The organism is Halomonas sp. 11-S5 (assembly GCF_029889825.1).
GTDB lineage: Bacteria > Pseudomonadota > Gammaproteobacteria > Pseudomonadales > Halomonadaceae > Halomonas.
On sequence record NZ_JARANW010000005.1, the window covers coordinates 1 to 21367 of the forward strand.

Consider the following 21367-nt stretch of genomic DNA (forward strand, 5'->3'; position numbering starts at 1 on the left):
ATCAGCGAGCGCATCGATGCCCACAGCCAGGACTTCGATGCCTCCACCCAGGGCCTGCTGGCGCTGGTGCGCGATCACTTCCCCCGCGGCGGCGAATCGGCTGCCAAGGGCAACAAGAAGGGCAAGACCAAGGGCTGAGGCCCCTCACTGCCGGGCGAGCGCCAGCCGCTGCCCGGCGTGATGTCCCGCCCAGGCGCCGCCCAGCCATACCACGAGACTGACCGCCACATAGCTCAGGGCCGCCACTTGGCGGCCCTGCTGCATCAGGTCCAGTGTCTCCAGGCCAAACAGCGAGAAGGTGGTGAAGCCGCCACAGAAACCGCCGACGAGGAAGGGTTGCCAGCGCGCGACCCGGCCGCGAGTGCGGCGGGCGGCATAGGCGGCGAAACCGGCAATCAGCCAGGAACCGAGGCCGTTCACCGCCAGGGTGGCCCAGGGGAAGGCCGGCCCCACCAGCGCCAGCGCGGCCAAGTAGCGCAGCGTGGCGCCCAGGGCGCTGCCCAGCCCTATGGCGCCATAGGCACGCCAGGCGATCAAGGCAGGCCCCCCGCCAGCCAGGTCCCGGCCAGCAGGGCCGCGAACCCCGTTCCCAGGGTCAGGGCGACGTAGCCCAGGGCCGCGGCCATGCGCCGTTGCTGCCAGAGCGTCAGGGTCTGCAGGCTGAAGGAGGAGACGGTGGTGTAGCCCCCCAGCAGGCCGATGGCCAGCAGCGACCAGGCCGGCCCCGCCACGGGGCCGGGCAGGCCCAGCCCCCCGGCCAGCATGCCCATCAGCAGGGCGCCACTCAGGTTGACCACCAGGGTCCCCCAGGGCAAGGCGGCCCCCAGGTAACGGGTCACGACATTGCTCACCGCCAGGCGCGCCATGCCGCCCAACCCCCCGCCACCGGCCACGGCCAGCAGCACCAGCGGGTCGATGCTCATCCACTCTCCAGGCGTTGCGGGAAAGGCCCCAGGACGATGGCGACGAAGCGCCAAAAAAAGGCCACCCGATGAGGATGGCCAAGAGTATCGCATGCTTGCCTTGCAGGGGGCAGGGACCCTCGAGTCGCTGCTGGACACAATATTCGCACAATATTACCATGATGTACAATTAATGTACATGAAAATGCGATGACAGCGCGGGTCGTGACCCCGGGTCAAAGTCCGTATCATGCTGATAAACGATCGTAACCCTGACACCACATCGTCAATACGCCAAGAGACGGAGGTCACCGCGTGAACCCAATGCGAGCCATCCCTGCCATCCTCGCCTGGCTGCTGATTGCCTTGGTGGCACTCGCCACCCCGGCCCAGGCCCAGCAGGCCGATGCCGGCAGCGAGCCACCGGCCTACTCCACCCTGGCCGACCTGCTCGAGAACGAGCAGTCACGTCAGCAGCTGATCGACCAGCTGCGCGGCATGGCCGGTAACGTCGCCGCCTCCGAATCGGCGGCTGCCGAGTCGATCACCGCCGTCTCCGAGCCCTCGCTGCCCAGGCAGCTGGCCGAAGCCACCAGTCGCATCGTCGGTGATGTCGGTAGCCAGTTCACCAGCCTGGTGGAAGTGCTCGGCGGGCTGTTCACCGGCAGTGCCGATGCAACCAGCAGCTTCGACACGGCCGCCTTCACCAGCGCCGCCATCAACCTCGGGCTGGTGATACTGGCTACCTTCGTGCTGTTCGTGGCCATCCGCCGGCTGGCCCGGCCACTGTTCACGCGCATCAGCCGGTGGTCGCTCAACGGCCAGGGTCTGACCCCGGTGCTGCGCCTGGTGCTCTGCGTAGCCCTGGCGGCCGTGATCGACGTGGCGGTGGTGGCCCTGGCCTACGTGGGTGGCAACCTGGTCGCCACCTTCGCGGTAGGCGAGACCGGCGAACTCTCCACCCGTGCCTCGCTGTTCCTCAACGCCTTCCTGGTGATCGAGCTACTCAAGGCGGCCGTGCGCATGCTCTTCTCGTCACGCTACGAGGGGCTGCGCCTGCTGCCGGTGGGAGCCGAGGATGCCGCCTACTGGAATGGCTGGATTGCCCGTCTGATCGGGCTAGTGGGCTATGGCCTGATGGTGGTGGTGCCGCTGGTCAACGTCTACCTGTCGCCGACCCTGGGCCAGAGCATCGGTACCCTGATCATGGTCGGTGCCTTCATCTATGCGGTCGCCGTGGTGCTGCGCAACCGGGTTCGCCTCCGCGACGCCCTCAACCACAAGGCCAATAACGCCACCATGGCGGCCAGCCGGGTCTCGCTGCAGCTGTTCGCCCGCACCTGGCACCTGTTCGCCCTGGCCTACTTCGTGATGGTGCTGGTGCTCACCCTGACCCGCCCCGCGGATGCCCTGCCCTTCGTGCTCATCGCCACCCTCAAGACCCTGGCGACCGTGCTGGTGGGCATGCTGGCCTCCAGCTTCCTGACCCAGACCATCGGCCGGCGCATCCGGCTGAGCGACGACCTGCGCCGCAAGCTGCCGCTGCTCGAGCCACGGCTCAACAGCTATGTGCCCAATGCCCTGCGGGTCATCCGCACCCTGATCCTGATTGCGGTGATCCTGGTGGTGCTGAACGCCTGGGGCGCCTTCGACCTGGCGGCCTGGTACGCCTCAGAGGCGGGCCGCGGCCTGGTCGGCATGGTAATCAGCGTGGCGGCGATCCTGGTGATCGCCGTGGCCGTCTGGCTGGGCCTGGCCAGCCTGATCGAGCACAAGCTCAATCCGGAGACCGGCGGCGGCGTGCCCTCGGCCCGCGCCCAGACCCTGCTGGCACTGTTCCGTAACGCCCTGGCCATCGCCCTGATCACCATGACCGCGATGATCGTGCTGGCCGAGATCGGCATCAACATCGGCCCGCTGATCGCCGGTGCCGGCGTGCTGGGCCTGGCCATCGGCTTCGGCTCCCAGAAGCTGGTGCAGGACATCATCACCGGCATCTTCATTCAGGTGGAGAACGCCATGAATACCGGCGACGTGGTCACGGTGGGGGGCGTCACCGGCACCGCCGAGAAACTCAGCATCCGCTCGGTGGGCATCCGTGATCTCTCCGGCACTTACCACATCGTGCCCTTCTCCAGCGTGGATACCGTCTCCAACTACATGCGCGAGTTCGGCAACCATGTGGGCGAGTACGGCATCGCCTACCGCGAGAGCATCGACGAGGCCATCGAACAGCTCAAGCGGGCCTTCGAGGACCTCCAGGCCAGCGATGAGCACGGCCACAAGCTGCTGGAACCGCTCACCGTGGCCGGCGTCGTGGCGCTGGCCGACAGCTCGGTGAACATCCGGGTGGTCATCAAGACCACGCCGGGTGACCAGTGGGCCGTGGGCCGTGCCTACAATCGCCTGGTCAAGCTGCGCTTCGACGAGGCCGGCATAGAGATTCCCTTCCCGCACACCACGCTCTACTTCGGCGAGGACAAGGCGGGACGTTCACCGGCCGCCAATGTGCGGGTGCTGGAGTCCACGGCACGGCAGCGCAAGGGGGCCGCGCCCCATCAGGATGATGACCCCAAGCACGGCATCCAGGAGATCGCCGACCCCGACCATCGCAACCCTGGCGGGAGTGACGTCGAAAGTTCCTGACGCCCTGGCGATACTGCCACGCGTGCGAACAGCGGGGCTGCCGATAGGCAGCCCCGCTGGCGTTTGGGGAAGGGTGGCGGCCACCCACCGCAACTGGCAATCGCGGATGACCAGGCAATACAAGGGGCGCCATCTGGCGCCCCTTGAAAGTGGATCACTGGCCGGCCCGGCGGCGGAGCGCTCAGGCCGTCTTGCTCTGCTTCTCCTCGTGCGGCTCCTCGTGCGGCTCCTCGTGCGGCTCCTCGCTCGGCTGAGGCAAGGAAGGCAGCGACTTGTCGAGCAGTTCGACGCTCTGGCGGTAAAAGAGCTGGCTCTTCTGGTGCTCGCCGAGGTTGGCATAGAGCCGGGCCAGCTCGGCACAGGCCACCCCGCTGGGCCGCTGGCGCTGGCTCGCCTCGAAGTACTCCTGGGCCTTGCCCCAGTAGGCGTTGCGCAGCGACAGGCGCCCCAGGGTCAGCAGCAGATCCGGGTCGTTGGGCCGCTCCTGCAGCCACTTCTCGGCGAGCACCAGTTGCCGGCGAGCATCCACGTCGAGCAGGCCATAACGCAACACCAGGCGGCTGTCCCAGTGCTCCTTGAGCGAGTGGCGCAGCAGCCGCTCGGCGATGCCCTCCTCGTGGCCCCGCACCAGCGCCTCGGCATAGAGCACGATCAGGTCGGTGTTGGTGCGCAGGTGGTCCGGCATGTCGGCCCAGAGGTTGCGGACCCGCTCGATGTCACCGGGATTGCGCGCCTCCTGGCCGATCAGCTCGCGGTAGGCGCGCTGCTCGAGCTGCTCGCGCTCCTCGCGGGAGACCAGCTGCTGGGCCCCCAGACGGGGCATCAGGTGGCGCAGGCCATCCCAGTCGCTGACGCTGAGGTAGGCCTGCTTGAGCTGCTTGAGCACTTGGGGGTGGTTCGGCAGATGGCGGTCCAGGCGGGTGAGGATCGCCAGCGCCTCCTCGTACTGCTGGCGGTCCAGCATCAGCTGGGCCTGCATCATGCCCACCGCGGTGTCGGCCCCCTCGGTGCTCAGGTGCGCCCGCTTGAGCAGGGTGTCGGCCTGCTCGTAGCGCCCCTGATAGTGGGCCGCCAGGGCCGCCGAGAGGTAGTTGACCAGCGGCGTACTGGAGTCGTCGGCCGCCTTGACCAGTGACTTCTCGGCCTTCTTCCAGCGCCCCTCGGCCAGCGCCACCAGGCCGCGCACGGTGCGCTTCATGGCGTTGCGGTTACGGGCACGGCTGTTCCACACCTTGAAGCGACTCACCGGCCGCGTCAGGCGCATCAGCAGGCGCAGGCCGAAGTGCAGCACGATGAAGGCGGCCAGCAGGAGCACCAGGCCGAACCAGAAGGAGGTCTGGAGGGAGGTGTCGCCCACCCGCACCAGCCAGTAGCCCGGTACCGACATCATCAGCTGGCCGAACAGCGCCCCGAGCGCCAGGCCCAGGACCACGATCAGGATCAGCTTTCTCATGCGTCATCTCCCTGGCCGTCGTCACGACTCTCGAAGCGCCGCTCGATGAAGGCCGCCAGCGCCTGCTGGGAGCCACTGATATCGGGAAGCTCCGGGTGAATGCTGCGCTGCTTGAGAGCCTCGAGACGCTCGATCACCGCCTGGACGCCGCCGGCGTCGGTATCGTAGTAGCCGCGGATCAGCGTCAGGGCCTTGTCGAGGCTGGCCTCATAGAGCGCCTGCTCCTCCTTGAGCAGCGCCAGCTGGGATTGCTCGAGCACCAGGCGCACGCTCTGGCGCAGGTAGGACTCCTGCTCCGGCGAGATCAGCGCCTCGAGGGCCTGGTCATGCTTGCGCACGGTGACCAGGTCCTTGAGCTCGCCACCGAAACGCGCCAGCTGCTCCCGCCAGCCGCCCGAGGGGGCCTCCTCGAGGGTGGCACCGGCGGTGACTTCCTCGACATCCTGGGCCAGTGGCTGGCCGGCGAGCTGCTCCTGCTGGGCGTTGAGCGCCAGGTAGAGCCCGGTACGGTCGACCTGCGGCACCGAATCCAGCGCGGCAAGCTCGGAGGCGATCTCGCGGCGCACCGGCGTCAGGGCCGGGTTGTCGGCCTCGCGCAGCCGCGCGTCGGCGGTGCGCAACAGGGCCGCGGCACCCTCGACATCGCGCTCCAGCTGCAGGCGCTGGTTGGCCAGGCGCAGCAGATAAGCCGCTTCGGCGTGCAGCCAGTCGCGCTCGTCGGTGCTCTGCTCACGGGAGAGCTCGTCGAGCACCTTGTCCAAGGTCTCGTCGACGCTGCTGCGGTAGTCGGCAAATTCGCTGCGCAGATCGGAGAGGGCCGAGTCCAGCGTCGCGTTACGCTCGCTCTCGGCGCTCTCGAGACGCCCCTGCAGCTCGCCGATCTGTGACTGGCTGGCCACGTCGTCGGGCAGCGCGGCAAGGCGCTGCTGCTGGGCCTCCAGCCGCTGCCAACCCTGCCAGCCCAACAGACCCACCCCGATGGCCAGCAGGATCACCAGCACCAGGGCCAGGATTCCGGCCTTGCCGCCGCCCTTGCCGCCGCCGCCGTCAGCCGCCGCGCTCGCGGGCCTGCCGCCGCCGGCACCACCGTTGCCGGCGGGCTTGCCGGTACTGCCGGCCTTGTTGCCACTGGCCGACTTGTCGGCACTGGCGGGCTTGTCGGACCCACTCTTCGGGGAAGCAGGCTTGGCGCTGGATGCCTGGCTCGCGCTGGGCTTCTCTTCTGCGCTCGGCTTCTCCGCGCCAGGCTGCTGGGCGGTGGGTTTTTCCGCCGCGGGCTTGTCGCCGCCGGAGGCCGGCTTGTCGGCCTTTGCCGGACTGGCGGACGACTCGGCCGCGGCGGAAGGCGCCTTCCCGGCGCCGGACTCGCGGGCCGCGGCGGGCGCCTCGGTGGCATCCGGCTTGCCCTGCGACGCGCCAGCGGCCTGCTTGCCGCCGGCCTTGTCATAGCGCCGTGAACGGCGCCTGCCGGAAGCCGACGGCTTGTCGGCCTCGCCCCCCGAGTTCGCCGGTTCCGCGCCGGAGGGCGCCTGCTGTTCATCCTGATCGTGTGGTTGCTTGCTCATCTGTCGCTAGCCCTTTTCGAGATCATCATGATCGACATCGGCCTCCTCCGGGGCGCTGCTCCTGGCGACCGCGACCGCCAGGGCGGCAGGCGTGGCACCCGACGCCACGACGGGGAAACGAAACCCCAGCCTGCCGGCCAGTGTAGCCAACCGGGCGCTGGAAACGATTAGCGGTTGGTTCAAGGCGGCGTCTGTGCACCATCTTGCCAGATGTTCGAGGATTTCTCCGCTGCTGACCACCAGCGCACGATAATCGCCATTCGCCAAGCGCGCCTGCATGGCGAGATCGGGGTCGAGGAGGCGGCGGCGATAGACCGCCAGCCGGGTCACCCGGGCGCCGCGTGCCGCCAGGGTCTCGGCGATCAGGGGGCGCCCCCCTTCGCCGGCGACCAGCAGCACGCGCCGCTCCTCGAGGGCCTGCAGCGAGGCGAGCCGCAGCAGCGCCTCGCTGGTGTCCTCGCCGGCCGACGGCGACGGCACATGGACCCGCACCCCCAGACGCCGATGCAGCAGGGCGGCGGTGGAGGCCCCCACGGCATAGTAGTCGATGCCCACCGGCAGCTGCGGCCAGTAGCGTTCCAGCGCTTCGACCAGGCACTCGGCCGCGAAGGGGCTCACCACCACCACCTTATGGAAGTGGTCGATGTCCAGCCAGGCAGTCCGCGTCGCCGGGGCGTCCGGCAACGCCTCGAGGTGCATGACGTCCAGGCGATTGACGGCAAGGCCTCGGGCCTCGATGGCTGCAGCCAGCGGACCGGCCCGTTCGCCCGGGCGGGAGATCAGTACCGGCAGGTCTGCCATCAGACGGCGCCGTAGACCTCGGCGAGGATCTCGCCGGCGCCCTGGTCGAGCAGCTCCTCGGCGACGCGAATGCCCAGGGCCTCCGGCTCATGCAGGGAGCCGCGCCCCTCGGCACGCAGCACCCGGGTACCCTCCGGATTGCCCACCAGGGCACGCAGCCACAGGGTCTGGCCGTCATCCTCGAACACCGCATGACCACCGATGGGCACCTGGCAGCCCCCCTCCAGGCGAGTGTTCATGGCACGCTCGGCGCGCACCCGGGTCGCGGTGGTCGCGTCGTCCAGGGGGGTGAGCAGCGCCAGCAGTTCGGGGTCGTGCAGGCGACACTCGATACCCAGCGCCCCCTGGCCGCAGGCCGGCAGGCAGACCTCGGGGGGCAGCTCCATGGTGATGCGATCGTCGAGTCCCAGCCGCCGGAGGCCGGAGGTGGCCAGCAGGATGGCGTCGAACTCGCCGTCGTCGAGCTTGCCTAGCCGGGTCTGGACGTTGCCACGCAGGCTCAGGACCTCGAGATCGGGGCGCGCCTCGCGCATCTGCAGGCCGCGCCGCAGGCTCGAGGTGCCAATGCGCGCGCCCTCGGGCAGCGCATCCAGGGAGGCGTAGTGGTTGGAGACGAAGGCGTCGGTGGGCTCGGCGCCCTCGAGGATCACCGAGAGCCCCAGGCTCTCGGGAAAGTGCATGGGCACATCCTTCATGGAGTGCACGGCGATGTCGGCGCGGCCGTCGAGCATCGCCTCCTCCAGCTCCTTGACGAACAGCCCCTTGCCGCCGACCTTGGCCAACGGCGTGTCGAGGATCTTGTCGCCGCGGGTGGACATGGCCACCAGCTCCACCTTCAGGCCGGGATGGGCAGCCATCAGTCGGTCGCGGACATGCTCGGCCTGCCACATGGCCAGTTGACTCTTGCGGGTGGCGATACGCAGGGTATTGATGGCTTGCACGTGGTTCTCCCGTACCGGGTTGCCTGCCGTTGGCGCACGTTGTGCCGGCGCCCGGTGATGTCATGGATATCCCTCATCATAAAGCACCGCGCGGGGCAGGAAAAATCGCGTCGTCCCGCGGCGACCTTGCGCTGCCGTCCCTCGCCAGCCTCACGGACTCTGGTACACTTTCCGCCATGTCAAGGCAGCGCCGCCCCGGCGGCACTGCGGCCGGCCCGCCGGCCGTCACCCACCGCAATCATCTAGCAGGATGCCCAGCCCGATGAGCCCGAGTTCACCCAACCCCGGCACCAACCAGTCCTGGGGCGGCCGTTTCAGCGAGCCCACCGACGCCTTCGTCGAACGCTTCACCGCCTCGGTCGACTTCGACCAGCGCCTCGCCCTTCACGACATCCAGGGCTCGATCGCCCATGCCACCATGCTGGCGCGGGTCGGGGTGCTGACCGACGAGGAGCGCGACGCCATCATCGCGGGGCTCGGCGAGGTCCGCGGCGAGATCGAGTCTGGCGCCTTCGAGTGGTCCGTGGCCCTCGAGGACGTGCATATGAACATCGAGGCGCGGCTCACCGACAAGATCGGCATCACCGGCAAGAAATTGCATACCGGCCGCTCGCGCAACGACCAGGTGGCCACCGACATCCGCCTCTTCCTGCGCGACGAGATCGACGTGGTCGGCGCCGAGCTGGCCCGCCTGCGCGAGGGGCTGATCACCCTGGCCGACCGCGAAGCCGACACCATCATGCCCGGCTTCACGCACCTGCAGACCGCCCAGCCGGTGACCTTCGGCCACCACCTGCTGGCCTGGCAGGAAATGCTCGCCCGCGACCACGAGCGCCTGCTCGACTGCCGCCGGCGGGTCAACGTGATGCCGCTCGGTGCCGCGGCGCTGGCCGGCACCACCTACCCCATCGACCGTCACGTCACCGCCGAGCTGCTGGGCTTCGAGCGCCCTGCCGAGAACAGCCTCGATGCGGTGAGCGATCGCGACTTCGCCATCGAGTTCACGGCCTTCGCCAGCATCCTGCTGATGCACTTGTCGCGCATGAGCGAGGAGCTGGTGCTGTGGACCAGCGCCCAGTTCGACTTCATCGACCTGCCCGACCGCTTCTGCACCGGCTCCTCGATCATGCCGCAGAAGAAGAACCCGGACGTGCCGGAACTGGTGCGCGGCAAGACGGGCCGCGTCTACGGCCACCTCATCGGCCTGCTGACGCTGATGAAATCCCAGCCCCTGGCCTACAACAAGGACAACCAGGAGGACAAGGAGCCGCTGTTCGACAGCCTGGATACCGTCAAGGGCTGCCTGCGCGCCTTCGCCGACATGGTGCCGGCCATCGAACCCAACAAGGCCCGCATGGCCGAGGCCGCCCGTCGCGGCTTCTCGACCGCCACCGACCTCGCCGACTACCTGGTGCGCAAGGGCGTGGCCTTCCGCGATGCCCACGAGATCGTCGGCCAGTCGGTGGCCTTCGGCCTCAAGAAGCACAAGGACCTCTCCGAGATGTCCCTCGAGGAGCTGCGCCAGTTCTCCGACACCATCGAGGCAGACGTCTTCGAGGTGCTGACCCTGGAGGGCTCGGTGGCCGCCCGCAACCATATCGGCGGCACCGCCCCGGACCAGGTGCGCGCCGCGGCCCAGCGGGCCCGTGACGCCCTGGCGACCCTGACGGGCCAGGCCTGATGCGTCGCCTCGCCCCCCTGACCCTGGGAATAGCCATGGGACTGGCCCTGGCCGGCTGCGGCCAGAAGGGCCCGCTCTACCTGCCCGGCGACGAGGCGGCCGCCGAGCGCTACGACCCTGCCGGCCAGCAGGAGGCGTCGGACGAGGACGCGGCCCGGCAGGACGACGACACCGATTCCCAAGAGAAGCGCTGATTTATGTCGCGAGCGAAAGATAGGCTGATCGCCGCCGGAGCACAGCAACCGGAGTTGACTGGCTGCTCAATGAGGATTGCGCGCACCGCCGGCGGCCAGGATATCGAGCGCAGCAATAAATCAACGTTTCTCCGAAGCGAGAGCTAGCATGGACCATTTCGAATACCGCGACGGCGTTCTCTACGGCGAGGACGTGCCGCTGACCCGCATCGCCGACGAGGTCGGCACCCCCTGCTACGTCTACTCCCGGGCCACCCTGGCACGCCATTTCCGCGCCTACACCGAGGCGTTGGGCAGCCACCCCCACCTGATCTGCTATGCGGTGAAGGCCAACAGCAACCTGGCGGTGCTGGGGCTGCTGGCGAGGCTCGGCGCCGGCTTCGACATCGTCTCCGTGGGCGAGCTGGAACGGGTGCTGGCCGCCGGCGGCGACCCGACCAGGGTTGTCTTCTCCGGCGTGGCCAAGCAGCAGGCCGAGATGGCCCGGGCGCTGGAGGTAGGCATCAAGTGCTTCAACGTCGAGTCGCGCCCGGAACTCGAGCGCCTCGACGCCGTGGCCGGGCGGCTCGGCAAGGTCGCCCCGGTGTCGCTGCGGGTCAACCCGGACGTGGACGCCGGCACCCACCCTTACATCTCCACCGGGCTCAAGGACAACAAGTTCGGCATCCCGGTGGACGAGGCGCTGGCCGTCTACGAGCTGGCCGCCGCGCTCCCCAACGTGCGCGTCACCGGCCTGGACTGTCATATCGGCTCCCAGCTCACCGAGCTCTCGCCCTTCCTCGACGCCCTCGACCGGCTGCTGGCGCTGCTCGAACGCCTGCGCGAGCGCGGCATCGAGGTGCAACACCTGGACCTGGGCGGCGGCCTCGGCGTGCCCTACCGCGACGAACGCCCGCCGGCGCCCTTCGACTATGCCACCGCCCTGCTCGAGCGGCTGTCGAAGTGGCCGGGCAGCGAGCGTCTGACCCTGCTCTTCGAGCCGGGCCGTTCCATCGCCGCCAATGCCGGGGTGCTGCTGACCCGGGTCGAGTACCTCAAGCCCGGCGAGACCCGGAACTTCGCCATCGTCGATGCCGGCATGAACGACCTGATCCGCCCCGCCCTCTACCAGGCGTGGCAGGCGATCCTGGCGGTGGATACCCGCAAGCCGCGCGACACCGCGACCTATGACGTGGTCGGCCCGGTCTGCGAGACCGGCGACTTCCTGGGCAAGGAGCGCGCGCTCGCCATCGCCGCCGGCGACCTGCTGGCGGTGCGCTCCGCCGGCGCCTACGGCTTCGCGATGGCCTCGAACTACAACAGCCGTCCGCGCCCCGCCGAGGTGATGGTCGACGGCGACCGCGCCCACCTGGTGCGCCGCCGCGAGCGCCTGGAAGCGCTGTGGGCGGGCGAGTCGCTGCTGCCCGACGACGAGGGGGAGGCGCGCTGATGCTGCTGCACTTCACCAAGATGCAGGGGCTGGGCAACGACTTCATGGTGGTCGATCTGGTCACCCAGCGGGCCCGCCTGGCCGACGACCAGATCCGCCAGCTGGCCGACCGCCGCTTCGGCATCGGCTTCGACCAGCTGCTGGTCGTCGAGCCGCCGCGGGACGCGGAGATGGACTTCCGCTACCGGATCTACAACGCCGACGGCAGCGAGGTAGAGAACTGCGGCAACGGCGCCCGCTGCTTCGCCCGCTTCGTGCGCGACCAGCGCCTGACCCACAAGCACGAGATCCATGTCGAGACCGCCGGCGGTCCGCTGACCCTGGTGGTCGAGGACGACGGCCGGGTCCGCGTCGACATGGGAACACCGCGCTTCGCCCCCGAGGCACTGCCCTTCGAGGCCGCCGAGGACCGCCTGCTCCACCCGCTGGAAGTGGACGGCGAGCGCCTCGAGGTGGGCGTGGTGTCGATGGGCAACCCGCATGTGGTGCTGCGCGTCGACGACGTCGACACGGCCCCCGTCGAGCGCCTGGGGCCGGCCCTCGAGGCCCATCCGCGCTTCCCGCGGCGGGTCAACGTGGGCTTCATGCAGGTGGTGACGTCCCACGAGATCCGCCTGCGGGTGTATGAACGCGGCAGCGGCGAGACCCTGGCCTGCGGTACCGGCGCCTGCGCCGCGGTGGCCAGCGGCATCCGCCGAGGGCTGCTGGAAAGCCCGGTCACCGTCCACCTGCGCGGCGGCGACCTGCGCATCGAGTGGGCCGGCGGCGACGCCCCCCTGATCATGACCGGTCCCGCCGAGCGCGTCTTCGACGGCCGCGTCGTCCTGAACTGAGTCGCCCCGCCACCAAAGGAGAAGCTCCCATGACCCGAGCCGCCCCCGACCCGCGCAAGACCCTCGACCCCGATCGGGTGGCCCAGTGGCTGGCCTGTCACCCGGACTTCTTCGTCGGTCGCGAGGGCCTACTGCAGCAGCTCAAGGTCCCGCATCCCGAGGCCCGTGGCGCCACCTCGCTGCTCGAGCGGCTGGTCCACGACCTGCGCTCCCGCGCCGAGCAGGCCGAATGGCGCCTGGAGCAGCTGTTGGAGTCGGCCCGCCACAACGAGGGCCAGTATCGCCGCACCCGCGAGCTGGTGCTGGCGCTGCTCGAGGCCGAGGACAACGACGCTCTGGGCCAGGCGCTGGCCACCCAGCTCGCCGAGCGCTTCCATACCCCGGCGCTGGCGCTGTGGTGTCCGGCCAGCCTGACCGATGCCGAGCCGCGGCCGCCTCAGGCCCCGCGCCAGGTCCTCGACGACCATGCCGGCCAGCGCCTGGCCGCCCTGCTCGACGGCCGCCCCAGCCGCTGCACGCGACTGACGCCGACCGACTGGAAGCGCCTGCTGCCCCATGTGCCGGCGCCCGACAAGGCCGGCTCCTGCGCCCTGTCGCGGCTGACCCTGGGCGAGCCGCTGGGCTACCTGGTGCTGGCGAGTCCCGACCCGGACCACTTCCGCGCCAGCATGGATACCCTGTTCACCGAGTACGTGGCCGAGGTGGTGGCGCGGCTGCTGGTGCGCCTGGCCCCGGCCTCGCCGTGACCGGTCGTGCGCTGGGCGCCGAGGTCGAGGTCTTCCTGGCCGGGCTGGCCCGCACTGCCAGTCCGGCCACGGTGGACGCCTACCGGCGTGACCTGGCGGCCCTGGTGGCCTTCCTCGAGGCCGAGGCCATCGACGACTGGTCAGCGCTGGATGCCGCCCTGCTGCGCCGCTTCCTGGGCAGCGAGCGCATGCGGGGGCAGGCCCCGCGCAGCCTGGCCCGGCGGCGAGCGGCCATCTCGGGCTTCGCCCGCCATCTGGTGCAGGCCGGCCGGCTACGCCACAACCCGGTGCCCCTGGTGCGCACGCCGCGCCAACCCCGGCACCTGCCGCGACCCCTGGACGTGGACCAGCTGGCCCGCTTCCTCGACACCCCCCACGATGGCTCGCCCCTGGCCCGGCGCGACCAGGCGATGCTGGAACTCTTCTATTCGAGCGGCCTGCGCCTGGCCGAGCTGGCGGCGCTGGACCTCGGCGACCTCCAGCCGCAGCGGGTGCGGGTGCTGGGCAAGGGCGGCAAGCCCCGCCAGGTGCCGGTGGGGCGCCGGGCGCGCCAGGCCCTGGACGCCTGGCGGGCGGTGCGCGTCCAGCTGGCCGACCGCGACACGCCGGCGCTGTTCGTCGGAGTGCGCGGCGCCCGGCTGGGCCATCGCGCCATCCAGAAGCGGCTGGCCGAGCTGGCCAGGGCCAGGGGCCTAGCCGAGCACCTCCATCCGCACCGGCTGCGCCACTCCTTCGCCAGCCACCTGCTAGAGTCGAGCCAGGACCTGCGGGCCGTGCAGGAGCTGCTGGGCCATGCGGACCTCGCCACCACCCAGGTCTACACCCGGCTCGACTGGCAGCACCTGGCGGCGAGCTACGACGCGGCCCACCCCCGGGCACGACGCCGCTCCGACGATGGCGGAAAGCCGTCATGACCCTGCGGGCGATCACCTTCGATCTGGATGACACCCTGTGGGACAACCGCGGCGTGATGGCGCGCACCGAGGCCGGCCACTACGCCTGGCTCGACGAGGCCCTGAGCGACTGGCTGGCCAACCGCGGCGAGACGCACCTCGGCCGCTTCGCCGAGCGTTTCCCCCTGGCGGCCTACCAGGCCAGCCGCCGACGCCTCGCCGAGCGACACCCGCTGCGTCGCGGTGACTTCAGCTGGCTGCGCGAACGCGCCCTCGTCGAGCTGCTGGAGGCCTTCGGGCTGCCGCGCAGCGCCGCCTGGCTGTGGGCCGCCGCGACCCTGGCGCGCTTCCACGAACTGCGCCTCGCGGTCTCGCCCCATCCCGAGGTGGAGCCGCTGCTCGAGGGGCTCGGCAGCCGCTACCGGCTGGGGGCCATCACCAACGGCAACCTGGCGCTGCACCGCCTGGCGCTGCACCGGCATTTCCGGGTAGCCATCGCCGCCGGCGAGATCCAGGCGCCCAAGCCGGACGCCCGCCCCTTCCTCGCCGCCCTGGCGCGGCTCGCCACGCCGCCCTCCCGGGCGCTGCACGTGGGGGATTCCTGGCAGGAAGACGTGCTGCCGGCCCTGCGCCTGGGCATGCGCGCGGCCTGGATCGCCGCCGACACGCCCCATGCCGGCGAGCTCCCCACGGGGGTGTACCGCCTTGGCCACGTGCGAGAGCTGCCGGCGTTGATCGACCGCCTGGAGCGTAAGGGCTAGGGCCCTCCGGGGTCAGCCCTGCTCGGGATCGAGCAGCCAACCATCGAGGCGTTCGTGCACCTCCTCGATGCCCTGCTTCTTGAGGGCGGAGAAGAGCTGGATGCTGACCAGGTCCTCCCACTCACGCAGCCGCGTGCGCACCTGCTGCAGTGCCGCCTTCGCCGCGCCGCTCTTCAGCTTGTCGGCCTTGGTCAGCAGGATATGAACGGGCATGCCGGCCTCGTCGGCCCAGCCGAGCAGGGTCTGGTCGAACTCCGTCAGCGGGTGGCGCACGTCCATCACCAGCACCAGCCCGCGCAGCGAGCCGCGGCGCCGCAGGTAGTCGGAGAGATGGCGCTGCCACTCCAGCTTGACCTGCTCGGGCACCTTGGCATAGCCGTAGCCCGGCAGGTCGACCAGCCGGTGGCCGGCGTCCTCGCCCAGCACGAAGAAGTTGATCAGCTGGGTACGCCCTGGCGTCTTGGAGGTACGGGCCAGCGCCTTCTGCCGCGTCAGGGCATTGATGGCGCTGGACTTTCCGGCATTGGAACGGCCGGCGAAGGCCACCTCGGCCCCCTCGTCCGGCGGGCACTTGGCCAGGGTCGGGGCGCTGGTGAGGAAACGGGAGGCCTGATAATTGAAGCGAGAGTTGAGGCGAGTGTTGAGTCGCGACATGGCGGGAAAATCCTGACGTTGATCAAGGGCGCCACGGCTTGCATTCCCGCGGCTCGGGTGTTCCGTTATAATGCAGTGTCTTTGTCTGCGACCCGGGGCGCACCAGTATACCACCGTGCTCCGGCCGTCAGCGACCGACCACAGGGCGTCGGCGACGACCGGCCAGAGGGCACCCGGCCTCGAGGATCGGGCGGCACCCGGGGTACGTACCGGCCAACAACGTAACGGGATAGTGGAACAGCGATGAGAAAGCTACTGGCAAGCCTGGCAATCACCATGGGCGCCGTCGGCATGGCCCATGCAGACCTTCAAGCGGATGCCGATGCCGCGGCGGGCAAGAACAAGGCGCAGGCCTGCGCCGCCTGCCACGGGCAGCAGGGCATCAGCCCGTCCGGCATCTTCCCCAACCTGGCCGGTCAGCAGGCCTCCTACCTGGCCAAGCAGATCATGGACATCCGTGACGGCAACCGCATGGTGCCCCAGATGGCCGGCCAGGTGGACAACTTCTCCGACCAGGACGCCTGGGACGTGGCGGTCTACTTCTCCGACATGGACCCCGCCCTGGGCCAGGCCGACGCCGACGAGGCGCTGATCGAACGTGGCCGTGAACTGTACCGTGCCGGCGACATGGCCAAGGGCGTCCCCGCCTGCGCCGCCTGCCACACACCCACCGGCGGGGGCATCGGCAGCGCCGTCTACCCGGCGCTCTCCGGCCAGAAGCACGACTACGTGGTAGCCAACCTGAAGGCCTTCGCCTCCGGCGCGCGCAACAACGACCCGGCCAACATGATGGGCGACATCGCCTCCAAGCTGAGCGATCGCGACATGGAAGCCGTAGCCAACTACGTGCTCGGCCTGCACTGAGGCTGACCCGGCGCACCGCGCTGGCACGCCGAGGGCGGCCTTTGGCCGCCCTCGGTGTCTGCGGGGAACCCCAGCCGCGGGCGAGACTCAAAGCCAGCGATGTGCCCTCCATCGGCACTGGATCACGATTCTTTCAAGGAGAACCCCATGCTCAAGCCCCTGATGCTCGTCCTCGCCGGCCTCGCCCTGCCGGGCCTGGCCACCGCCCAGTCCCTCGTCGAGGGCGAGCACTACGAGGTGCTCGACAACCCGGTGGAGACCCAGGTCGAGGACCAGCGCATCGAGGTGACCGAGGCCTTCTGGTACGGCTGTCCCCACTGCTACAACCTGGAGGACCCGCTCAACGCCTGGGTCGCCGAGCAGCCCGAGGATGTCGCCTTCCAGCGCATGCCAGCCACCATGGGCGGCGACTGGAACACGCATGCGTTCGCCTTCTATGCGGCCCAGCAACTGGGGATCCTCGACGCCCTGCATGACGACTTCTTCCACGCCATCCACGAGGAGGGGCGCAGCCTGACCGAGCCCGAGGCCATCTCCGCCTTCTTCAGCGACTATGGCGTCAGCGAGAAGGAGGCCCGCGAGGCGCTGGGCTCCTTCGGCGTCAAGGGCAAGGTGAACCAGGCCCATGCCCGCATGCGCCAGATGCAGCTGATGGGCGTGCCAGCACTGATCGTCGATGGCCGCTACCTGGTCACGCCGAGCTCGGCCGGTAGCCTCGACAACATGCCGCAGGTGGCCGGTGCCCTGGTCGAGCGGGTCCGCGAGGAGCGTGCTGACTGAGATGTCCCATCTGGCCGAGGCAAGGACGCCGCTGCTCGAGGGTGGCCACCTGAAGCTGCTCACCTTCAACCTGCAGGTGGGCATACAGACCTCGGCCTACCACCACTACCTGACGCGCAGCTGGCAGCACCTGCTACCGCACCCGAACCGGCTGCGGCGTCTGGACATGATCGGCGAGGTGCTCGGTCGCTTCGACATCGTCGGCCTCCAGGAGGCCGACGGTGGGAGCTTCCGCTCCAGCCAGGTCAACCAGGTGGCGTACCTGGCCAGCCATGCCGGCTTTCCCCACCATTTCCAGCAGCTCAACCGCAACCTGGGCCGCATCGCCCAACACAGCAACGGGCTGCTGTCGCGACTGCCCCCGGCCCGCATCGAGGAGTATCGCCTGCCCGGCACCCTGCCCGGCCGCGGCGCCATCCATGCCCGCTACGGCGAGGGTCCCGATGCCCTGCACCTGTTCGTCGCCCACCTGGCGCTGAGCCACCGCGGCCGGGTGCGCCAGCTCGACTACCTCAGCGAGATCATCCAGCCGCTGCGCCATGTGGTGGTGATGGGGGACCTCAACTGCACCCCCGACCAGCTCCACGGCCACGCGCGCTTCTGTGCCTCGCTGCCGCTGCATCCGGTACGCCCGCCGCTCAGCTATCCTTCCTGGCAGCCCCGCCGGGCCCTGGACCACATCCTGCTCTCGAAGTCCCTCCAGGCCGACGAGGTGCGAGTGCTCGACCACCTCTTCTCGGACCACCTGCCCATCGCCGTGGATATCCGGCTGCCCGAGGCCTGCCTGGAAACCTGCCGGGCCGCCACCCACGGCGCCGCCCGGCGGCGACGCTGACGGTCACCGCGCACTACCGTATAGGCAACGTTGGTTCGAGTGGCTGCTGCCGGCCCGCCGATGTGCGACCATGATGCCCCACCAGACGCGAAGACCGAACAGCGAGACCCACACCCATGGCCCAATCCCGCGAGCTGCCAGGCGTCATTGCCTGGCTCGACCGTGCCTCGGAATGGCTCGGCAGGAGCCTCTCCTGGCTTGTCCTGGCGATGATGCTGATCCAGTTCCTGATCGTGGTGCTGCGCTACGCCTTCAGCTTCAACAGCATCCCCATGCAAGAGTCGGTGATGTACATGCATGCCACGGTGTTCATGCTGGCCGCGGCCTGGACCCTCAAACATGACGGCCATGTGCGAGTGGATATCTTCTACCGCGCCATGACGCCGAGGCGCAAGGCGCTGGTCGATCTCTGCGGCACCCTCTTCCTGCTGCTGCCGGTGATGGCCTTCGTGATCCTCACGAGCCTGAGCTACGTCGGCCGGTCATGGAGCATTCTCGAGGGCTCGCCCGATTCCGGCGGCATCCCCGGCGTCTTCCTGCTCAAGACCCTGATTCCGCTGTTCGCCGGCCTGATGCTTCTGCAGGGCCTGGTGGAAGCCACCCGCCACTTCCTGGTCCTCACCGGACGCATGGATCCCCCCGCCCATGACCACGACCACGCCGAGGAGCGCCTGTGATGCTGGAGTTCATGCCGCTGGTGCTGTTCGTCGTCATCTGCATGGTGCTGATGGCCGGTTATCCCGTCGCCCTGTCGCTGGCCGGCACCGCGCTGGCCTTCGCGGGCCTGGGGCTGGGCTTCGAGGCCCTGGGGATCGATGCCAACTTCGACGCTGGCTACCTGGGCGCCTTCCCCAATCGTCTCTACGGCATCATGACCAACCAGACCCTGCTGGCGGTGCCGCTGTTCGTGCTGATGGGGGTGCTGCTGGAGAAGTCCAAGGTCGCCGAGAACCTGCTCGATGCCATGGCGCTGCTGTTCGGCTCGCTGCGCGGCGGCCTGGGCATCTCGGTGACCCTGGTGGGGATGCTGCTGGCGGCCTCTACCGGCATCGTCGGCGCCACCGTGGTGACCATGGGCTTGATGTCGCTGCCAACCATGCTCAAGCGCGGCTACAGCATGCCGCTGGCCACCGGCACCATCTGCGCCACCGGCACCCTGGGACAGATCATCCCGCCCTCCATCGCCCTGGTGCTGCTCGGTGACGTGCTCTCCTCCGCCTACCAGCAGGCCCAGCTCTCGATGGGCATCTTCAGCCCCAAGACGGTCTCGGTGGGCGATCTGTTCATGGGTGCCCTGGTGCCAGGGCTGATCCTGGTGGTGCTCTACATCGCCTATGTCTCCGTGGTCGCCTGGCTCAGGCCAGCTTCCGCCCCGCCTGCTGACCGCAAGGAACTGATGGCCGAGCTGGGTCATGAAGGGGGCCTGGGGCTCTTGGTGCTCAAGGGGCTGGTGCCGCCCATCGTGCTGATAGTGGCCGTGCTGGGCTCGATTCTCGGCGGCTTCGCCACGCCCACCGAGGCAGCGGGCGTCGGTGCCTTCGGCGCCCTTGTCCTGTCGCTGGCCTATCGGCGCCTGGACCTCGCCACCCTCAGGGAGGTGCTGCGCTCGACGACCCATGTCACCACCATGGTGTTCATGATCCTGATCGGTGCCGCGCTCTTCTCGCTGGTGTTCCGCGCCTATGGCGGCGAGGAGCTGATCCACGAGGTCTTCAACAACATGCCCGGCGGCGTGGTGGGCGCCACCCTGGTCGTGATGCTGGTGATCTTCCTGCTCGGCTTCATCCTCGACTTCATCGAGATCACCTTCGTGGTGGTACCCATCGTCGGGCCGATCCTGCTGGCGATGGGGCTCGACCCCATCTGGCTGGGCATCATGATCGCCATCAACCTGCAGACCTCCTTCCTGACGCCGCCCTTCGGCTTCGCGCTCTTCTACTTGCGCGGTGTGGCCCCGGAGTCAGTGCCCACCTCGGCGATCTACAAGGGGGTGATCCCGTTCATCGGGCTGCAGCTGTGCATGCTGCTGGCTCTGGCCTTCTTCCCGGGGCTCGCCACCTGGCTGCCGGGGCAGTTCTAACCGGCCGAGGGGACACGCAAGGGTTCCCGGCCCGCGCGGACCGGCGACGCCAGGACAGGCCGTTTTCCGGCACCGCCTGCGGTGCCACCCGGCTGGCCCCCGTGGCCGCCGGACACACGCCAGCCCTCGCGAGGGCTTTCAACGACAAGACCCACAATACCCAGAGGGAAAGCACATGAAACTCAGATCACTCGCCGTCGCCGTAGCCATGAGCGGTGCCGTCTCCGGCCTGATGCTGGTCTCCAGCGTCGGCAACACGGCGCAGGCCCAGGAAACCTTCGAGTGGAAGATGGTCACCTCCTGGCCGAAGAACTTTCCGGGCGTCGGCCAGGGGCCCGAGCGCCTGTCGACACTCGTCGAGGAGATGTCCGACGGGCGCCTGACCATCGAGGTCTTCGGCGCCGGCCAGCTGGTGCCGGGCTTCGAGGTGTTCGACGCCGTCTCCGAGGGCACCGCGGAGCTGGGCCATTCCGCCTCCTACTACTGGAAGGGCAAGGCGCCGGCCGCCCAGTTCTTCGCCGCCGTGCCCTTCGGCATGAATGCCCAGGAGATGAACGCCTGGTTGCACTACGGTGGCGGTATGGAGCTCTGGAATGAGCTCTACGACGACTTCGGCGTCGACGTGCTGGTCGCTGGCGCCTCCGGCGTGCAGATGGGCGGCTGGTACAACAAGGAGATCAACTCCGTCGACGACCTGAACGGCCTGAAGATGCGCATGCCGGGCCTGGGCGGCGAGGTGATGGACCGCATGGGCGTGGCCATCGTCAACATGCCGGGCGGCGAGATCTTCACGTCACTGCAGTCCGGCGCCATCGACGCCACCGAGTGGATCGGCCCCTACAACGACCTGGCCTTCGGCCTGCACCAGGCCGCCGACTATTACTACTACCCAGGCTGGCACGAGCCGACCGTGATGTTCGAGGCGATCATCAACGAAGAGGCCTATGCCTCGCTGCCCGCCGACCTGCAGGCGATCCTGCGCACCGCGGTGCGCGACATCAATGCCGATGTGCTGGATGAGTACACCGCCCGCAACAACGACGCCCTGGAAACCCTGGTCAACGAGCACGACGTGGAACTGCGCCGCCTGCCGGACGACGTCCTGGCCCAAGCCAAGAAGCACTCCGCCGACGTGGTTGCCGAGCTCGCCGAGTCAAGCGACATGGCCCGGAAGATCTACGACTCCTACCAGGCCTTCCAGAACAAGGTGGTGGACTATCACGCCATCTCCGAGCAGGCCTACTACAACGCCCGCAACCCGGAAGGCGACTCCACCAGCGAATGATCGCCTGAGCGCTACCGGGCCCTG

Annotated in this window: 21 protein-coding genes; 14 read left to right on the top strand and 7 right to left on the bottom strand. The window is 69.1% G+C overall.

Annotated features, from left to right (window positions below; genetic code table 11):
• Positions 1 to 144: 144 nt before the first annotated feature.
• Positions 145 to 537: a CrcB family protein gene (locus OP497_RS05420; RefSeq protein WP_280547049.1), complete on the bottom strand. Its 393-nt coding sequence runs from the start codon at positions 535 to 537 to the stop codon at positions 145 to 147.
• Positions 534 to 923 carry a CrcB family protein gene (locus OP497_RS05425; protein ID WP_280547051.1) on the bottom strand — a complete coding sequence of 130 codons (390 nt, stop codon included), beginning with the start codon at positions 921 to 923 and terminating at the stop codon, positions 534 to 536. The genes OP497_RS05420 and OP497_RS05425 overlap by 4 nt, the downstream gene beginning before the upstream one ends.
• Positions 924 to 1217: 294 nt before the next feature.
• On the opposite strand from OP497_RS05425, the gene ybiO reads away from it, so the two are divergent.
• Positions 1218 to 3548, top strand: coding sequence for a mechanosensitive channel protein (ybiO, locus tag OP497_RS05430; protein ID WP_280547052.1), 2331 nt, complete (start codon positions 1218 to 1220; stop codon positions 3546 to 3548).
• 181 nt (positions 3549 to 3729) lie between these two features.
• Here the strand turns inward: ybiO and OP497_RS05435 are convergent, their stop codons facing one another.
• From OP497_RS05435 to hemC, 4 genes are read right to left on the bottom strand one after another with little or no spacing between them, the layout of a single operon-like run.
• Positions 3730 to 5001 carry a heme biosynthesis HemY N-terminal domain-containing protein gene (locus tag OP497_RS05435; protein WP_280547053.1) on the bottom strand — a complete coding sequence of 424 codons (1272 nt, stop codon included), beginning with the start codon at positions 4999 to 5001 and terminating at the stop codon, positions 3730 to 3732.
• Positions 4998 to 6566 carry a uroporphyrinogen-III C-methyltransferase gene (locus OP497_RS05440; protein WP_280547055.1) on the bottom strand — a complete coding sequence of 523 codons (1569 nt, stop codon included), beginning with the start codon at positions 6564 to 6566 and terminating at the stop codon, positions 4998 to 5000. Before OP497_RS05440 ends, OP497_RS05435 begins: the two co-directional genes overlap by 4 nt.
• Positions 6567 to 6572: 6 nt before the next feature.
• Positions 6573 to 7367 (bottom strand): uroporphyrinogen-III synthase, encoded by a 795-nt coding sequence (locus tag OP497_RS05445; RefSeq protein ID WP_280547057.1) that lies wholly within the window; start codon positions 7365 to 7367, stop codon positions 6573 to 6575.
• Complete coding sequence (hemC, locus tag OP497_RS05450) at positions 7367 to 8308, bottom strand: hydroxymethylbilane synthase (protein ID WP_280547058.1); 942 nt, start codon at positions 8306 to 8308, stop codon at positions 7367 to 7369. The genes OP497_RS05445 and hemC overlap by 1 nt, the downstream gene beginning before the upstream one ends.
• Before the next feature lie 262 nt (positions 8309 to 8570).
• On the opposite strand from hemC, the gene argH reads away from it, so the two are divergent.
• The 7 genes from argH (at position 8571) to OP497_RS05485 (ending at position 14845) form a co-directional block, all read left to right on the top strand.
• A complete protein-coding gene (argH, locus tag OP497_RS05455) occupies positions 8571 to 9989 on the top strand; it encodes an argininosuccinate lyase (RefSeq protein ID WP_280547059.1) in 1419 nt (472 codons plus the stop codon).
• Positions 9989 to 10183 (top strand): lipoprotein, encoded by a 195-nt coding sequence (locus tag OP497_RS05460; RefSeq protein ID WP_280547060.1) that lies wholly within the window; start codon positions 9989 to 9991, stop codon positions 10181 to 10183. The genes argH and OP497_RS05460 overlap by 1 nt, the downstream gene beginning before the upstream one ends.
• A 148-nt stretch (positions 10184 to 10331) precedes the next feature.
• Positions 10332 to 11612, top strand: a complete 1281-nt coding sequence (gene lysA / locus OP497_RS05465) for a diaminopimelate decarboxylase (RefSeq protein WP_280547061.1) — start codon at positions 10332 to 10334, stop codon at positions 11610 to 11612.
• Positions 11612 to 12445 (top strand): diaminopimelate epimerase, encoded by an 834-nt coding sequence (gene dapF, locus OP497_RS05470; protein ID WP_280547062.1) that lies wholly within the window; start codon positions 11612 to 11614, stop codon positions 12443 to 12445. The genes lysA and dapF overlap by 1 nt, the downstream gene beginning before the upstream one ends.
• A gap of 29 nt (positions 12446 to 12474) precedes the next feature.
• A complete protein-coding gene (locus OP497_RS05475; RefSeq protein WP_280547063.1) occupies positions 12475 to 13191 on the top strand; it encodes a DUF484 family protein in 717 nt (238 codons plus the stop codon).
• Entirely contained in the window at positions 13188 to 14105 is a 918-nt protein-coding gene (locus OP497_RS05480; RefSeq protein ID WP_280547065.1) for a tyrosine recombinase XerC, read from the top strand. The genes OP497_RS05475 and OP497_RS05480 overlap by 4 nt, the downstream gene beginning before the upstream one ends.
• Positions 14102 to 14845: an HAD family hydrolase gene (locus tag OP497_RS05485; RefSeq protein WP_280547066.1), complete on the top strand. Its 744-nt coding sequence runs from the start codon at positions 14102 to 14104 to the stop codon at positions 14843 to 14845. Before OP497_RS05480 ends, OP497_RS05485 begins: the two co-directional genes overlap by 4 nt.
• Positions 14846 to 14857: 12 nt before the next feature.
• On the opposite strand, the gene yihA is transcribed toward OP497_RS05485, so the two are convergent.
• Complete coding sequence (gene yihA / locus OP497_RS05490; protein ID WP_280547068.1) at positions 14858 to 15499, bottom strand: ribosome biogenesis GTP-binding protein YihA/YsxC; 642 nt, start codon at positions 15497 to 15499, stop codon at positions 14858 to 14860.
• 243 nt (positions 15500 to 15742) lie between these two features.
• On the opposite strand from yihA, the gene OP497_RS05495 reads away from it, so the two are divergent.
• The 6 genes from OP497_RS05495 to OP497_RS05520 all read left to right on the top strand — a co-directional run bounded on the left by OP497_RS05495 (position 15743) and on the right by OP497_RS05520 (position 21343).
• On the top strand, positions 15743 to 16363 hold the full coding sequence (locus tag OP497_RS05495) for a c-type cytochrome (RefSeq protein ID WP_280547070.1): 621 nt from the start codon (positions 15743 to 15745) through the stop codon (positions 16361 to 16363).
• A gap of 147 nt (positions 16364 to 16510) precedes the next feature.
• The gene (locus tag OP497_RS05500; protein ID WP_280547072.1) at positions 16511 to 17143 is read left to right on the top strand and encodes a thiol:disulfide interchange protein DsbA/DsbL; all 633 of its coding nucleotides are present in this window, start codon (positions 16511 to 16513) and stop codon (positions 17141 to 17143) included.
• Position 17144: 1 nt separating this feature from the next.
• Positions 17145 to 17978, top strand: a complete 834-nt coding sequence (locus OP497_RS05505) for an endonuclease/exonuclease/phosphatase family protein (protein ID WP_280547073.1) — start codon at positions 17145 to 17147, stop codon at positions 17976 to 17978.
• Between the two features lie 116 nt (positions 17979 to 18094).
• Positions 18095 to 18655 (top strand): TRAP transporter small permease subunit, encoded by a 561-nt coding sequence (locus OP497_RS05510; RefSeq protein WP_280547074.1) that lies wholly within the window; start codon positions 18095 to 18097, stop codon positions 18653 to 18655.
• Positions 18655 to 20058, top strand: coding sequence for a TRAP transporter large permease subunit (locus OP497_RS05515; protein WP_280547077.1), 1404 nt, complete (start codon positions 18655 to 18657; stop codon positions 20056 to 20058). The genes OP497_RS05510 and OP497_RS05515 overlap by 1 nt, the downstream gene beginning before the upstream one ends.
• A gap of 175 nt (positions 20059 to 20233) precedes the next feature.
• The gene (locus OP497_RS05520) at positions 20234 to 21343 is read left to right on the top strand and encodes a TRAP transporter substrate-binding protein (RefSeq protein WP_280547079.1); all 1110 of its coding nucleotides are present in this window, start codon (positions 20234 to 20236) and stop codon (positions 21341 to 21343) included.
• Positions 21344 to 21367 lie beyond the last annotated feature (24 nt).